Below are 14,344 nucleotides of genomic sequence, written 5' to 3'. Positions count from 1 at the left end.
CCCCTCACGACCCGGGTTGTGCGGCGATTCGTCTCGCTGCCTCGACGACGAAGTGGCGACGTGCTGCCCGTGCCTGTTGGTCGTGAGGTCCGGCACCGGTGATCATTTCGGCGAGCTGCGGGACGGTCTGCCACCAGGCGGCCAGCGCGATCAGCGTGAACACCAAGTGCGCGGGATCGATCTCCGAATCGATGAGGCCGTGTCGCTGGGCGTCGGCGAAACGCGCCACTTTCTCGCGGTAGTGCGCTGTGCGCACCTCCGCGTGAGCCGGCGGGCCCGGCTGTAGACCCTCCCACTGAAGCAGGCGGCCCAGTTCAGGATGAGATGCGTGATAGTCGTAGGTCGCGCCGGCGAATTCGCCGATGTCGTCCAAGTCGACCCCCGTGAGTTCGACGCCGGTCGCAAGGCGCTCCAACTCGGTTGCCAGGACGAGGTCCCAGAGAGTCTTCTTGTCCCCGAAGTAGCTGTAGAGCCTCTCCTTGTTGACGCCTGATCGAGTTGCGATGGAAGCGACGGTCGTGCCCTCGAGCCCGTGAGCTGCAAATTCCACCAGCGCGGCATCACGAAGTCGACGCCGTGTCCCGTCCGTGTCCCAGGCCATCCGCCGAGATTACCAACTTCTGAGTTGGAGTTTCCACGCGCTCGAAAGGTAGCATTCCAACCACATCGTTGGAGTTGGAGAATGGTCATGAAAACTATCGAATGTCTTCCCGCAGAAATCCGATCGCCCGAGCCGGGCTCGGTGGCCCTGGTGACGGGAGGGAACAGTGGCATCGGTCTCGAGACGGCGCGACAGCTGCTCGCCATCGGTCTGGACGTATGGATCGGAGCGCGGGATCTCGACAGGGGGCAACGCGCCGCCGCGGAACTGGGCTCGGCCGCGCGCGTCGTGCAGCTCGATGTCACGGACCCGTCTTCGGTCGCCGCAGCCGCCCAGCAGGTCGGCGAACTGGACATACTCGTGAACAACGCCGGGGTGAACCCAGGTAACGACGACATAGTCGGCACCACGCTGGAGCAGTTGCGCACCGCGTACGAGACCAACGTCTTCGGTCTCATCTCCGTCACGCAGGGATTCCTCCCTGCGCTGCGCAGGTCCCCGCACCCGCGCATCGTCAACGTGTCCAGCGGAACCGGATCACTGACCTGGAACAGCGGCCCGAACCCACAGTTCGACTGGGAACGAGTGAAGGGCGGCGGCGTGGCCTACCGAAGCTCGAAGACAGCCGTCAACGCCGTCACGCTGCTGACCGCTCAGACCCTGGGCGAGAGGGTCAAGGTCAACGCCCTGGCGCCCGGTCTGCGCCATACCAACCTGGTCGCGGGCATGTCGGCGGGCGGAGACCCGGCCGAGGCGGCCACGGGAGTGGTCCGTCTCGCCCTCCTGGCCGACGACGGCCCCACGGGAGCCCTGTGGTCGTGGGACGGTACGCGCGTGCCCTGGTAGAGGTGAGTGCGCTCCGAGCCACAGTCAGGTCGTATCCACATAGCAGTCGAGCGACGTCACCAGCGAGCCAGTGCCCGCAGCGACTCCGGCGTGCCCGCGTAGTGGTTGATGTCGGTACGCCCGTCGATTCCGGGAATCGTGCCGCGATCGGTGAACTGCCAGAACAGCCACTCGGTCCAGCCGCCGGGGAGCGGCCCCAGCTCGTCGTCGTAGTCGGCGATCCACAGCGGATAGTTGTTGAACTCGTGGGTGTCGGCCATCGCCGTCCGCCAGAAGTTCGGATAGGTGTAGATGATCGGCTGACGGCCGGTCAGCGTCTGGACGGTATCGAGGTACCGGTGCGTCCAGTCGATCACCTCGGCGGGCGACCGGCCCTTCGCATCTTCGAGGTCGAGCACGGGCGGCAGATCGCCAGGGCCGTTGATGCCCAGCACCAGTGCCGAGTAGTACGCGCCCTGCAACTCTGGCGAGAGCGTCACATCGGCGTAGTGGTACGCCCCGCGCGCCACGTTCGCCGTACGCATGACGACGGAATCCTCGACGAAATACGGGTTGACGTAATCCAGCCCTTCGGTGGCCTTGACCATCGCGAATCCGTGGCCTGCAGCCTTGACGGCGTCCCAATCGATAGAGGTGCCGTCGATGTGTTGCCACGACGAGACGTCCGGTCCCTGCGGAACGGCGGACGCTATCCCAGGCGCAGCACAGGCGATGACACCGACCGAGAACAATCCGAACAGGGCACGCAACGTGCGGGAGAAGACCACTCGGGTGAGATTAGGGGCCCGGACCTGGGCACTCAATGGTGAACAGTCACTAATGCACTCTGTTCACAGACGTGGTTGAGTCGTCACTAATGAGACGTGGGTAACACTCACGCTGCCGACAGCGACATACCCAGAGTCGGCACGAACAAACCCAATGGAAACACGAACTACATCTCTTGGCTCGGAGGCGCACCCATGACTGTCGTGAACGATCTCTCGCATCTGGCTCTCACGGAACTCGACCCGTCCGACTACGCGGTGCCGACCATCGCGCCGATCCGAAGCACCGGACACCTCGACCCTGTGTTCTGCATCCATCCCCTGGTGGGTCTGGTCGACTGCTACGTGGGTCTGGCAGCTCACGTCGACGACGACCGCCCCATCTACGGCGTCCAGGTACCCGCGTCCGGTGAGCGCGCCGAATCCTTCGCAGCACTGGCCGCGCAGTACGCCGACGACATCGCTCGCATCCAGACCGACGGTGCCGTCCACCTTCTGGGTATGTCGTTCGGTGGAGTTCTCGCCCACGCCATCGCCGTCGAACTGCAGAACCGGGGCATCAGCGTCGGCGCACTGACGCTGCTGGACAGCGACCCTGTGCTGGCCCGCGCCGAGGGCGCAGATCTCCTCGGAGCCATGGGCGACGAGATCGATCGCAGCCATGTCGAGGAACTGCTCGCCGTCGCGTCGCACAACGACGAACTCGTCCAGCGCCACCTACCCGGCATCTACTTCGGCGACATCCTGGCCGTCTCGTCCCTTGGCACCGACTCCGGTTCCGCATGGCATCCCTTCGTCTGCGGCACCGTCGCCAAGTACCTCGTGCCCGACGCCACCTCGTTCGACGTCGTCGGCCCTCTCGTCGAGAGCTACCTCGACTGACCCTGCTCGCTACCCCAGCCAGTCCAGCACGGCCGCGGCCGTCCAGGATTGCTGCATGCTGCCGAGCGGCTTGCCCGTGAACGGCTCGTAGTACTCGGCGAAGCTGCCGTCGCTGGCCTGGCGCAAGCCTTCGTCGCGCAGCGACAGTGACCGCTCCGACCACCCGCGACGCGCAAACGCCCACGAGAACAGCCACGTCATCACCGGCCATACCGGCCCGCGCCAATACTCACGGGCACGAAAATCCTTCGACACCGGCGACGTCGACGGCGGAACCGCGTACCGCAGATCCGGATGTCCACAGAATCGTGTGCCCTCGAAGATCCGCAGTAGGTTGCGCTCCTGCTCGCGCGGCAGTCCGCCGCACAGCAACGGAGCGAACATCGCGATGGTCTCGGTGCCGATCCACTGACCCGTCCGCAGATCGAAGTCACGGGCCCCACCGGAGCGCGCGTCCGTCGTCGCGATGACTCCCTTCCGGAACTTCACCGCCCACGACCGCAGCTCCCGAACATCGGAGTGGGGACGCGAATGGTCCTCGCCGATGGTCGCGAGCACATCGCAGGCCACCGCGAAGATGGCGCTGACGAACACATCTTCTACAGCAAAGCTCATCTTCGTCTTCAATGCGTCGTCGTCGTACCCGACCTGCTTCATCTCCTCGACGAGCCAGATGTAGCGGTCGTACTCGAGATTGCTGGGCCGCTGGGAGGCATCGGAGATGACCGCCTTGTCCTCCCGGAAGTACGGATCCATCTCTCCGGGAACCACATTCGCGTAGGCCGAATCCCACCGTGGCGAATTGTCCATCCCCGACTCCCAGCCGTGGAAGACGGCGACTCTTCCGTTGTCGTCGACGTCGCGGGCCTGGGCTAGCCAGCGATGCCACCGCACCAGATCACCCCAGCGTCGATCGAGAAACTCCTCGGCGACGGCACGCGTCGTGCGTCCGTGGCGCTTGGAATGATCGAGGATGCGCTGCACGGCAATCGCGTGCACCGGTGGCTGGGTGATGCCCGAGGTCTGCGGGTTCATCGGCGCGTGCGGGGCGAGCGTGCCGGTGGCCCACCGCGCCGGACCGGGAAAGTATCCGTCGACACCGTTGGCGAAGACGATGTGCGGGATCATCCCGTTCTTCCACTGCGCCGAGAGCAGCGTGTCCATTTCCACCACGGCGCGCTCGACACTCAGCGGTGCGAGCCCGACGGAAACGAACGCCGCGTCCCAACTCCACATGTGCGGATACAGCCTCGGGGCCGCGCTGGTCATGGTGCCCAGGTCGTTGCCCCTGAGCAGATATGCCGCGCGCGCCGCCAACTGCGTGGAAGTGAAACCTCGATCGCCCATGCAGACAGTTTGCGTCCGCGCGCGCGATTCCGCTCGTTTCGATTGCGGACCGAACCTGTCCGCGATCACTTCTACAGTGGTTTTCACCAGCCCACCCAGGAGGAAACAATGGCCACCGAGAACACCGACATCGAGAAAATGCTCGCCGAACAGCGCGCGAACTTCCTCATCACGGTCCGCGGCATCAGCGAAGAACAGGCGCACACCCGAACGACCGTTAGCGAGCTCACCCTCGGCGGACTGCTGCATCACGTGATCAGCAACGAACGGCACTGGATGAAGGTGATCGCCGAACTCGACGACACGGCCGAGTTCGACATGGAATCCGCCGGTGGCGAATACGTCATGGCCGAGAACGAAACGGTCGCGGGGTTGATCGCCGAATGGGAAGAGGTGGCACGCTCCACCTCGGCTGCGCTGGAGACGTTGGACCTCGACCTGTCGGTCCCGGTGCCGACGGCACCCTGGGCACCCGAACGCATTTGGCAGAGTGCGCGATTCACAGTGCTGCACATCCTGCGCGAGATCTCCCAACACGCGGGACACGCAGACATCATTCGCGAAGAGCTCGACGGCGCGAACACCACACAGACCTGGGCGGCCGCGGCGGGGATGAGCTTCTAGACCGTCTGGTTACTGTGGCTGTATGACTCGTACTGCGTTGGTGACCGGAGCAAGCCGTGGCCTCGGGGCCCACATCGCCCGACTGCTCGCCCCGGATCACCACGTCCTGCTCGGCGGACGATCGGCCGAGTCTCTCGAGCCGATCGCGTCGGAACTGGCCGGATCCACCCCGTGGCCGGTGGAGCTGACCGATCCCGACGCGTTGGCGGCGGCCGCGTCGGGCATCGATTCTCTGGACGTGTTGGTGCACAACGCCGGAGTGGCGGCGCTGGGGACGGTCGAGGAGTCGACGGCGGAGGATTGGCGTCGCCAGTACGAGGTGAACGTCATCGCCGTCGTCGAGCTGACCCGGCTGCTGCTGCCGGCGCTGCGAAAGGCGAACGGTCATGTGGTGCTGATCAATTCGGGTGCCGGCATTCGCGCGAACCCCGGTTGGGGCGGTTACGCGGCGAGCAAGTTCGCACTACGCGCCTTCGGGGATGCACTGCGGCAGGAAGAGCCGTCGTTGCGCGTGACCTCACTGCATCCGGGACGCATCGACACCGAGATGCAGCAGGAGATCGTCGCGCACGAGGGTGGGGAGTACGACGGCTCGAAGTTCCTGCAGCCCAGCACCGTTGCCCAAGCGGTACGCAATGCGATCGATACGCCTGCCGACGCTCATCCCACGGAAGTGGTGCTGCGCACCAGGTGAGCGGAAATTCGTAGCAGGAGTCGAATTTCCGCTCACAACAAACGGTTTGGCGTAGGTCCGGTCATCGCCTAGTTTGACGGACTTGCGAGGGCATGGGCTATGTAGCTTGCATTTTCGGCAGCGTCTGTGGCGAAACGCACGTTCAACACAATTTGCCCTCCGGACATGCCGATGGCCTGCACTAGGCTGCCCAGCATTGGTCTTTCGACCAGGCCGAATGCCTACGGCAACCACTATCTTGGGCATCCCGGACCGTACCGGGTCGTGGCTGTCGAGCCGGAGATACCGCACGCCGTCCGTCGCAAAGCGGATCGCCGCCGCCGTGCAGTCCCTCGCCCCGAAGGAGCCCGTAACACGTACGCGGTCCGCGTCGAGGAGCTTCACCCATTGGCTCGAGACGAATGGTCAATTCACGCTACCGGCGCATCCGATCACCGTCGCCGCATACTTAGTCGACGCGGCGAACATCCGCACCAAAAGAAGGAGCGCGCCGCGAAAACACACCCCTAGCCGTCAACGACATCGGGCTTTGACGCTTGAACGGAAGTAGGCTCGTCAGGCTTTACCGGTATGTTCTGCGCAGCATGGTTGCCTATCACTTCTTCGGCCGGATCCTTTGCGGCATCGTCTTGATAGTGCTGTTTTTCATGCGTGCTTAGCGAAATAATATCCTCACGGAACTTCGAGAAATCCTCGACAGTCAGCGACTTCGAGTCCTGCAGGTTGTGTTCAGTCCGAATCCTCGACAGCTGGAACGTCGCTTGTTCGACCCAATCGCTCCTGTCAAATGCATCGAGCAGCTCGTAGATTAGTTTCTGCGCTTGGCGTTTTGTAATACCCGTTTTGTAGTTCTGAGCAAAGCTTTTTATCGCGCGCTTGACGCGATCGTCACTCCGGCTGTGCTCTTCTTCTATTTCGGCAGTATCCAGAGCCGCACCAAGGTGTTCCAGAAGGACGGCGAACCGAGTGCGCAGTTTGTCCGCTCCCGCTACGTCAGGTTTGACGTCAAGAAGCAAGACTATCTCGCGAGCCAATCCCACCTTTTCTATATGTTCACCTTCGAACGCTGTGCTGTAGGTTGCCTCTAAGGCGCCCCAGATCGATTTTTTTTCGGCCACTGCGGTCGACAACGCTTGCTCCGAAAAAAGATCGATATCTACCTCTGCGAGGTCTTTGAATCGGGCTAAATGATTGAGGGCCGCTCGGTGAACTATTGATACTGGCAACAGGTCTTCGATCTCTTCGACTACCACACCTCCCTCTGCGTCTAAGCCGCTGGCGCTAAACCATAGGTCAAGTCTAATGATATATTTGTCTTGCAGCACACGCTTACGCCTTGCCTCGCCTCGCTTCAGCACTCTTTCTGCATCACGTCCCGACTGGTCGCCATCAAGTAAAGCTACACACGGGGGTTTAATAGTGTCGCGGCCTCGGGCAAGATATGCCATATAAGGTATGCCGTCCGCTCCGCCCGCAGCAACTATAGTGACATCATTGAGATTCAGTGCCGATTGCCTGAAGGCGGAGAATCGGGAAAGATGAGCTGACAATCCGGCAATTAATACCTGGTCGGCCAGGCCCTCTACAAATAGATTTTGCCCACCGATAAAAGCAGTCTCCGCGACGTATGTTCCGAGTGACGAGCGGAGGGGCTCATACCGATTGTTCGCAGCGTCGCGAACGACGCGCGTACCTTCATCTTCAGCACCTTTGTCCAGGACTCTTATGCGTTGAGGATTGTTCTTGTCGATTAGAAATGGGGAGTGGGTAACGTAAACTACTTGACCCCCGGCAGACCCGTTCTCAGGCAGGGCGTAGTCGTAAAGCACACGGAGTAGATCCTGTTGCCCTACGCTAGAAAGGAACGCATCCGGCTCGTCGAGCAACAATATATCCGGCTTCGTCAGACCTTGCTTGTGTGCTGATAACTGGACAAAATAACTCAAAAAGTACCGCAGTCCTTGACTTCGTTCGGCGAAAGAGTATGTCGAGCCTGTCCTATCTTGGATGGTAAAAGCCAGTTCATGTTCACGCGCTTCCAGAACCAGTTCGAACTTCCGGTCCTGCGTCCACCAGCGCTGGACATTCAAGTTATCGCGTATCGCGGCATTCATGCTGCCGACGACGGCCTCGACCTGACCTTCTTTTCCTGATGCGAGGGCTTGCCTTAGTTCCGTGAATGCTTGAGGGTCGATCCGGGCTGCGTCTACGAGAAGAGTCCGAGCCAACTCGAACTCGTCCTTACGTTGGCGTTCTGCTGCAAGCGATGCTTCATCGATTGGAGATGCTAGCGAAGGGAGTACGGCTTGACCGACGTTGTCTACCGTGGGTTCTTTTATGCCCAGTATTTGAGCGAACAGATTCGATCTCTGCCGTCGGTCATGCAGTCGTATGCGGCTCTCGCCGGTGAGCTCAGCGATAGATACGCTGTCCGGTATCGCCACGCCGGTCTTAAGCTCGTAAATCTCGGGCATGAATGCTTCGAGCTTTGCCAGGTTTTGCGAAGTCAATCGAACTTTTTCATCATTGATCACAAGGTATGGTTCGCCGTCGCCTGGTCGATACAATGTGAATGCCCGTACGTCACGTAACGCGGGTACACCTGGAACCTGATCAGTTTCTTCCAGAGAAAATGATGCGCCGAACTCCGGCAACCGAATTTTTCCAGTCTGAACCGAATACTCATCGCTATATCGGCAAAAATCCTCTCTCGAAATTGGTTTTCCGGTTAGGGCTGCTCTGAGCGCAGTGAGCAGTTGACTCTTTCCCGCTTCATTGGCTCCTACGATGGCGGTGATATCGCGTTCGACGGGCACGCGCACGAACGGATACCAAGGGTCCTTAGTTTCCCAGTCCGCAGGCTCGCTACCCTCACGTGTTTTCAGTTCGAAGTCATAGTTGAAGGATCGGAAGAATCTCACGTCGATACGATCGAGCTTCATGGCGTTTAAATCTCCTCTGAGTGCCCGTCTATGAACCGTGCTGGCGCCCAGCAGGGCTGCTTGCCAGGCTAGCCGTTGACTGTGAATTCGGAGGCGAGACGCAGTGGCGAGGTCTTGGAATTGCTCGCGGAGCTATTACGCGTCAACTCATCTCGGCGGTGCGGTAACTGTCGCGAGCGCATCGTCCCCGTCTCGGGTTCGCCTACGACCACCCGCTGATCTCCACCACTCAGAGATCGTCGAGTTTCACTATGCCGTCTTGCAGAGCCCGGGCGACCAGTGTCGCCTTCGTCGGCGCAGCCCGACCGACGCGGGAGTATTTGTCCCGGATTCGGGTCAGGTGTGTGTTGACGGTTCCCAGGGCGATGTGGAGGCGAGCACCGACTTCGACTTTGGTGTCGCAGTTCAACCAGACCTTCAGGACTACAACTTCACGCTCCGTCAGTCCGGGTGACGTGTACGTCGGCGCTGGCCGTTGGCCATGATCTCGCCCCGAGGCAAGAGTGGAACGGGTGACGGGCGGCCTCGGGCCGAGGGGTTTACGCACTGTCCCGGGCACTGCGACGCGCGTCTGGACTTGGGGTCGATGATCGATCAACACCATCTGGTCCTCCTCGAGATACCGGCCTTGAGGCCGATGTGTATCGGACCACGGCTCTGAACCCCCTGCAACACAAACCAATTCGAGAAGAACATCGATTCGAGTGTTCGGTCTACACCGAGATGTAGTCATAACTAAACAGTGCGGGCACGGTCACCGGATTGCTATAGTTCGTAATCCACTCAGGTGCTCTGAAGTCCAGTGAAGGCGGTTGACGTTGAACCCTAGGCCTGTCCCGCGTGAACAATTTCTCCACGCCGGATACCGGCTCCTGAACGAAGTGGACATGACCGATCTCGCCCGGTCGCTGTCCATCTCGGCGGTAGTCGACGGTGCTGGGCTGTCGCACCAGACGTTCCACAACACCTACCCAGGGAACTCCCGCAGCGGAGGTTCCGGCGGCAAAGAAGCGTTCGTTGCGGATCTGCTCGACAACCTCACCGTGAATTACAGCGGAACTGCACCGACCGACCCGCCTGCCGGGCTACGAGACGCGGCCGCACCCGTGTCCGCCCTATTCGAAGACCTGACCTCCGGCCTGATGCGGCGGCGCCTGGTCGCCACCTTGCTCGCTACCGACCACGACGGGGCACGCAAAGCCGTCACCCCCGAGTTCGAGCGACTGGACGCCGACCTGCGCACCAAGGTGGGTCAGGCTATCCAAGCTCAGGGCGGGTCCGTCCGCCAACCGATGTCACTGACCTCCCTCTCCACTGTCCTCGGAGCTCTGCTCGACGGACTCGCACTACGAGAGATGCTTACTCCCGGTTCCTTCTCCGGGGACGACATTGCCGCAACGACCACCTCGATCCTGCGGTGGGCAATCGATCCACTGCATTCCGATCGGCAGGCACTCGACCCTGAACCGGCATACCCTTCCGACGACTCCGACGCTCTACGGCCAGACCTCGAGGCCGACGTGATCGCCGCAACGGAAGCTCTGTTCGTCGACAACGGATACTTTCTCGTAACTCTCGCCGATATCGCGGCGGCCGCACGCCTCCGAGCCGACGACCTTCGACGGCTGTTCCCGAGCAAAGTCGACATCATCGTGGCCGCGCTGAAACCGAAATTCGATCGAGTTCTGCGATTGCGTCGAGCCGATGAGCGTCTCGGCGTCGAACCCGCTATCGCATTGCGCCGCACTCTGATCGAAGTAGGCGAGTTCGTGATCGACAACCGAGCCATGAGTTCCGGGATGCTGCTCGCCTTGAGCTTCGAGCAGTTTCAGCAACCCAACACCGTCACCACAGTTCTGGAAAACCTCTACCTGCCATCTGCGGTGATCCCGATCCTGGAACGGGGACGCGAAGCGGGCGTGTTCAGCGATGAAGCACCGACGATCGAGGCGGCAATCATGCTGACCAACAACGTCCTGTTTCGATGCTTGACGCGGCCGACCGAAACGGCAGTCGACGTTGCCGACGGCGTACTCCGACTGCTCATGCCCGGCATCGCAACAAGGACCCCATAAGGGTGCCGCACCACCGCGCCGATTACTGCGGCGTGGCGAGGTGAGTGTGACCGAAATGGATCCCATGCACTGGGATCGATTGGCACGACTGTCGCAGCACCTGCTCGACGACATCGAAGTCGGATCCGGGGACCACGGCACCTGGTATGTGAGTCGCGATATCGAGGCCGCGTTGCTTCGACGCACTGTCCTGGGATCCGAGCCGCAGATCGTGGTCGGTGAGGCCGGGCACGGAAAATCGACACTGCTGTGGTCGCTGCACCGAGCGCTACAGGAGCAGGGGCTCCATCCGCTGCTGGTCTCTGCCACCTGGCTCCATCCTGGAGACGACGGTATACGTACAGCCTCGAACGCCGAGATCATCTCCGCCATCACCGGTCGACCCGGCGCCATACTGTTGCTCGACACCGCGGACCTGATGCTGCACAGCCGCTCTGCTCGCCACGACATCATCGACCTGGTCACAGTGGTCGCTCGGACGGCAGTCCCCGTAGTTCTGACGACCAGGCCGCTCGAAGGACAAAGCCTTCCCGCGACCCTGGGGCACAAGATCACCCTCGGGCCGTTCTCCTCGAACTCCGAACTCCCGACCGCAATCGAGGCCCTGACCGTCGAATTCATCGCCGACGACTCGGTGATGTCCACGAATCCGGTGTCGGCGATCCAGTCCGCCCTGGCCCGCGGTGCTCTCGTCGACGACGTGTGCACCAGCCCCTTGCTGCTCAGACTGCTCTTCTCATTGTCGGCACCACATTTCCCTCAGCTCGAACTCGACGTCACCGGCCTCTACAACCTGTTCTGGTCTCGCCGTATCGTCAGCGATCACCGCTCCGGACCGGAGGTACCGGCTGAGGACTCCGATGACCTCTCGGCCAGTGCTGGGTTTCTGGCGATCGCCATGCTCGCTCTGGGCACACCCGAACCACCCGTCGACGTCCTTGTTCGACGCGCGGCGCAGGTCGCCGCATCGGCGGACCATGCGTACGACGACGTTGTCCTACGCAGACATGTACGGGCACTGACCCGGCGCGGAGTGCTGGTGACAACCGACAATCGTGCCCGGTTTCTCCATCAAACGTTCTTCGAGTTCGCCGCCGCCAAGGGTCTCGCCAACAGGGGAGCCGAAGACGAACTGCCGAGATTGACAGCTCGTGTTGCACAGACGCCCGACGATTTGTTCGTCGGTGCCGTGGTCGAACAAACCTTGATCATCCTGGGAGCAGATCGGCTGGCCAGACCCGCCGTCCGCGCGAGCTGTCAGACCCTCATCCGCACCGGGCTTCCGTATCCCATCTCGATTGCCATGACCGCGTGGGCGCATCACCCGGCACTACTCGAGCTCACCGCTGACATGTTCGCTGCGGTCGCCGATGACCAGCTGCGTCATTACCTGACGACGCTGCCCTTGCTGGACTCACGGCAATTCGCCCAGCGTGCACGAGATTTCGGCAACCGACTCGACATCATTCCCAGGGGATCAGGAACAGGAACATTTCACGAAATATTGTCGCCCCACGACAGCTCGGTTCATCCGCCGAAGTCGCGGGGGCCAGACGGACTCACCGCGTACCAAGAGCGCCTCGTTCAAGCCCTGCAGCGCGTGGAGGCCCGGCGGGGTGAACTGGAACGCGCCACGGATGAGGCCTACCGTGCGATTCGACGCGCGGCTGGCAGCAAAGACGACGATCATCTCGGCCGCATCTTGTTCAGCATTTCCCGATCTGCGTTCTATCGGTTGAAAGCCGGTTCGAGTTGGAGTGCACCTGGGGAGAAGCTCTGCGCCGACATAGATGCTCACGGAGACACCATCGGCGAGCGCTTCGACCTCACGCGGTTGCACGACGCCTACGTGGCCGCGGTTCAGGACGCGGACGATGCCCGCCATGCCAGGGATAGGCATGGCGGATCCGCAGGTCGGTGATGTTCGTCGCCAGTTCTGAGTTTCTCGAGAAGTGGAACAAGCACGCCGTGCGATCGGATCACATCGTCCCCCAACGTGATTCCCGTTCACCGCCCGTCCGGCGGTGGACATGATCGAAAGGTCAGGCCATGAACCCGGCAGATCGGCACGACCCAACACACACGGCTCTCCGGCTCGTCCAGTCCATCGCGCTCTCCGTGCCCGCGTATCGCCGTCTCCTGGCCGAGCACGGAATCGAGATCGACGCGATCGCCACGATGACCGACCTCGCTCGGTTGCCGACCACCTCGAAGGACAACTACCGACGAACCAACATCCTCTCCGATCTGCAGGCCGGCGGACCCGAGGAAGTCGAGACCATCGCAAGCAGCGCCGGCTCTTCGGGCACCCCGACCTTCTGGTCACGTGGCCAGCGGAGCACCGATCACGGAGCAGCGATGTTCGGGCACGTACTGCGGGAATGTGCCGACACGGAACAGCGCACGACTCTCGCCCTCGTGACGTTCCCACTCGGTCCGTACATTGGAGGTGCCTTCATGTACGCCATGTTGCTCGAACTCCGGAAGCGTGGTCACCGGCTCTCGATAGCGACCCCGGGCATGGATCCCGACGTCATTGCCGAGATGGTGTCCGAGGCCGCAGATGGATATCAGCAGGTCGTCATCTTCGCGTATCCCCCTATTGCCCGAGACCTCCTCGACACCCACGGCGAACTGCTTCGACGGCACGACGTCGTGATCATCGTCGGCGGTGAACCCGTCAGCGAAGCATGGCGATCCCTCGTCCACGGCATGCTCGGCGACCCCGACGGAGACCGAGTGCGCGTGGTGTACGGCGCAACCGACGTCGGATTCGTCGGCTACGAAACGGCAGCCACAATCGCCATACGCTCAGCGTCAGTTGAGGATTCGGTCTTGAACCGCGCGATGTTCGGTACCGAGTACGCCGAAGGAGATGTCGTGCAGCAACCCGCATTCGTGCAGTATCGACCCGAGTTCACCTACATCGAAGTCGATTCCGACGGGTACCTACTCTTCACGGTCGGCGGCGTACTACCGCTGGTGCGGTACCGGGTGAACGACAGGGGTGAAACCCTCGTCGGCAGCGCCGTCCGCGAACGACTGGCCGACGCCGGCCATCCTGCTCTGGCGGACGGTATCGACCCGAATGCGCACTATCTGTTGGTTTTCGGACGTACCGACGTCGCCGCCATCTACAGTGCCGTCAACATCTATCCGGACTACTTGCGGCCGGCCGTCGAACACATCTCTCTGGCAACACGATTGACGGGACGGTTCATCGCTCGCTGCGAGACCGACAGCGAACAGCGTCAGACATTGACGCTCGACGCCGAGCTTCGGCCCACACTGGAATCCGATCCCGATACTGCCGAACAACTCCGGCAGCTGTCCATCGCCAGCCTTCGACAATTGAGCGCGGAATACCGCATCGTGCACGACCAGAAGGGTCACGACGCAGAACCCGTCGTACGCCTGCGGCCGTTCCGCTCCGCCGGCTTCGTCACCGGAGGTAAGCAGAAGTCGATCGACTAGGCACCTGCTCAGCCCCCCGCACCCGTCCTGCCGACGGGTGCGGGCACCTCACCTGCCCGAGGACCCGTCCACCCGGAGTCCTCACGCGACGC

The 14,344-nt window shown here is 61.8% G+C and carries 12 protein-coding genes; 7 read left to right on the top strand and 5 right to left on the bottom strand.

Translation table 11 applies throughout. The features are described from left to right. Positions 1 to 4: 4 nt before the first annotated feature. A complete protein-coding gene (locus CH302_RS12670) occupies positions 5 to 601 on the bottom strand; it encodes a TetR family transcriptional regulator (RefSeq protein WP_037195249.1) in 597 nt (198 codons plus the stop codon). 87 nt (positions 602 to 688) lie between these two features. On the opposite strand from CH302_RS12670, the gene CH302_RS12665 reads away from it, so the two are divergent. Then, complete coding sequence (locus tag CH302_RS12665) at positions 689 to 1,447, top strand: SDR family NAD(P)-dependent oxidoreductase (RefSeq protein ID WP_052048101.1); 759 nt, start codon at positions 689 to 691, stop codon at positions 1,445 to 1,447. Positions 1,448 to 1,503: 56 nt separating this feature from the next. Here CH302_RS12665 and CH302_RS12660 read toward each other — a convergent pair whose 3' ends face one another. Next, positions 1,504 to 2,214, bottom strand: a complete 711-nt coding sequence (locus CH302_RS12660; protein WP_052048069.1) for a glycoside hydrolase family 25 protein — start codon at positions 2,212 to 2,214, stop codon at positions 1,504 to 1,506. 195 nt (positions 2,215 to 2,409) lie between these two features. Between CH302_RS12660 and CH302_RS12655 the strand changes: the two genes are divergently transcribed. Beyond that, positions 2,410 to 3,096, top strand: a complete 687-nt coding sequence (locus CH302_RS12655) for a thioesterase domain-containing protein (protein WP_037195692.1) — start codon at positions 2,410 to 2,412, stop codon at positions 3,094 to 3,096. A gap of 9 nt (positions 3,097 to 3,105) precedes the next feature. Here CH302_RS12655 and ggh read toward each other — a convergent pair whose 3' ends face one another. Further along, positions 3,106 to 4,443, bottom strand: coding sequence for a glucosylglycerate hydrolase (gene ggh, locus CH302_RS12650; RefSeq protein ID WP_037195251.1), 1,338 nt, complete (start codon positions 4,441 to 4,443; stop codon positions 3,106 to 3,108). A 108-nt stretch (positions 4,444 to 4,551) separates the two neighbouring features. Here ggh and CH302_RS12645 point away from each other — a divergent pair, with 108 nt between their 5' ends. Further along, complete coding sequence (locus CH302_RS12645; protein WP_037195695.1) at positions 4,552 to 5,067, top strand: DinB family protein; 516 nt, start codon at positions 4,552 to 4,554, stop codon at positions 5,065 to 5,067. A 22-nt stretch (positions 5,068 to 5,089) separates the two neighbouring features. Beyond that, the gene (locus tag CH302_RS12640; RefSeq protein ID WP_037195253.1) at positions 5,090 to 5,761 is read left to right on the top strand and encodes an SDR family oxidoreductase; all 672 of its coding nucleotides are present in this window, start codon (positions 5,090 to 5,092) and stop codon (positions 5,759 to 5,761) included. Positions 5,762 to 6,267: 506 nt separating this feature from the next. On the opposite strand, the gene CH302_RS12635 is transcribed toward CH302_RS12640, so the two are convergent. Both CH302_RS12635 and CH302_RS30865 read right to left on the bottom strand, forming a co-directional pair. Then, positions 6,268 to 8,703: an AAA family ATPase gene (locus CH302_RS12635; RefSeq protein ID WP_141216639.1), complete on the bottom strand. Its 2,436-nt coding sequence runs from the start codon at positions 8,701 to 8,703 to the stop codon at positions 6,268 to 6,270. Positions 8,704 to 8,932: 229 nt separating this feature from the next. Further along, on the bottom strand, positions 8,933 to 9,307 hold the full coding sequence (locus CH302_RS30865) for a LuxR C-terminal-related transcriptional regulator (protein WP_141216638.1): 375 nt from the start codon (positions 9,305 to 9,307) through the stop codon (positions 8,933 to 8,935). Between the two features lie 283 nt (positions 9,308 to 9,590). Here CH302_RS30865 and CH302_RS12625 point away from each other — a divergent pair, with 283 nt between their 5' ends. The 3 genes from CH302_RS12625 to CH302_RS12615 all read left to right on the top strand — a co-directional run bounded on the left by CH302_RS12625 (position 9,591) and on the right by CH302_RS12615 (position 14,252). Further along, positions 9,591 to 10,778: a TetR family transcriptional regulator gene (locus CH302_RS12625; protein WP_141216637.1), complete on the top strand. Its 1,188-nt coding sequence runs from the start codon at positions 9,591 to 9,593 to the stop codon at positions 10,776 to 10,778. Between the two features lie 46 nt (positions 10,779 to 10,824). Further along, positions 10,825 to 12,699 carry a hypothetical protein gene (locus tag CH302_RS12620; protein ID WP_176460696.1) on the top strand — a complete coding sequence of 625 codons (1,875 nt, stop codon included), beginning with the start codon at positions 10,825 to 10,827 and terminating at the stop codon, positions 12,697 to 12,699. 128 nt (positions 12,700 to 12,827) lie between these two features. Then, entirely contained in the window at positions 12,828 to 14,252 is a 1,425-nt protein-coding gene (locus CH302_RS12615) for a phenylacetate--CoA ligase family protein (protein ID WP_052048071.1), read from the top strand. Positions 14,253 to 14,344: the final 92 nt, after the last annotated feature.

The sequence above is a fragment of the Rhodococcus sp. 15-2388-1-1a genome, from assembly GCF_002259145.1.
GTDB lineage: Bacteria > Actinomycetota > Actinomycetes > Mycobacteriales > Mycobacteriaceae > Rhodococcoides.
Note: the sequence above shows the minus strand (reverse complement) of the source record. Positions and strands in the feature narration are given on the sequence as shown.

Coding starts and splice junctions, on each gene's coding strand:
- ggh (WP_037195251.1), bottom strand. CDS start 4,443: ATGGGCGATCGAGGTTTCACTTCCACGCAGTTGGCGGCGCGCGCGGCA.
- CH302_RS12645 (WP_037195695.1), top strand. CDS start 4,552: ATGGCCACCGAGAACACCGACATCGAGAAAATGCTCGCCGAACAGCGC.
- CH302_RS12670 (WP_037195249.1), bottom strand. CDS start 601: ATGGCCTGGGACACGGACGGGACACGGCGTCGACTTCGTGATGCCGCG.
- CH302_RS12615 (WP_052048071.1), top strand. CDS start 12,828: ATGAACCCGGCAGATCGGCACGACCCAACACACACGGCTCTCCGGCTC.
- CH302_RS12655 (WP_037195692.1), top strand. CDS start 2,410: ATGACTGTCGTGAACGATCTCTCGCATCTGGCTCTCACGGAACTCGAC.
- CH302_RS12625 (WP_141216637.1), top strand. CDS start 9,591: ATGACCGATCTCGCCCGGTCGCTGTCCATCTCGGCGGTAGTCGACGGT.
- CH302_RS30865 (WP_141216638.1), bottom strand. CDS start 9,307: ATGGTGTTGATCGATCATCGACCCCAAGTCCAGACGCGCGTCGCAGTG.
- CH302_RS12640 (WP_037195253.1), top strand. CDS start 5,090: ATGACTCGTACTGCGTTGGTGACCGGAGCAAGCCGTGGCCTCGGGGCC.
- CH302_RS12635 (WP_141216639.1), bottom strand. CDS start 8,703: ATGAAGCTCGATCGTATCGACGTGAGATTCTTCCGATCCTTCAACTAT.
- CH302_RS12665 (WP_052048101.1), top strand. CDS start 689: ATGAAAACTATCGAATGTCTTCCCGCAGAAATCCGATCGCCCGAGCCG.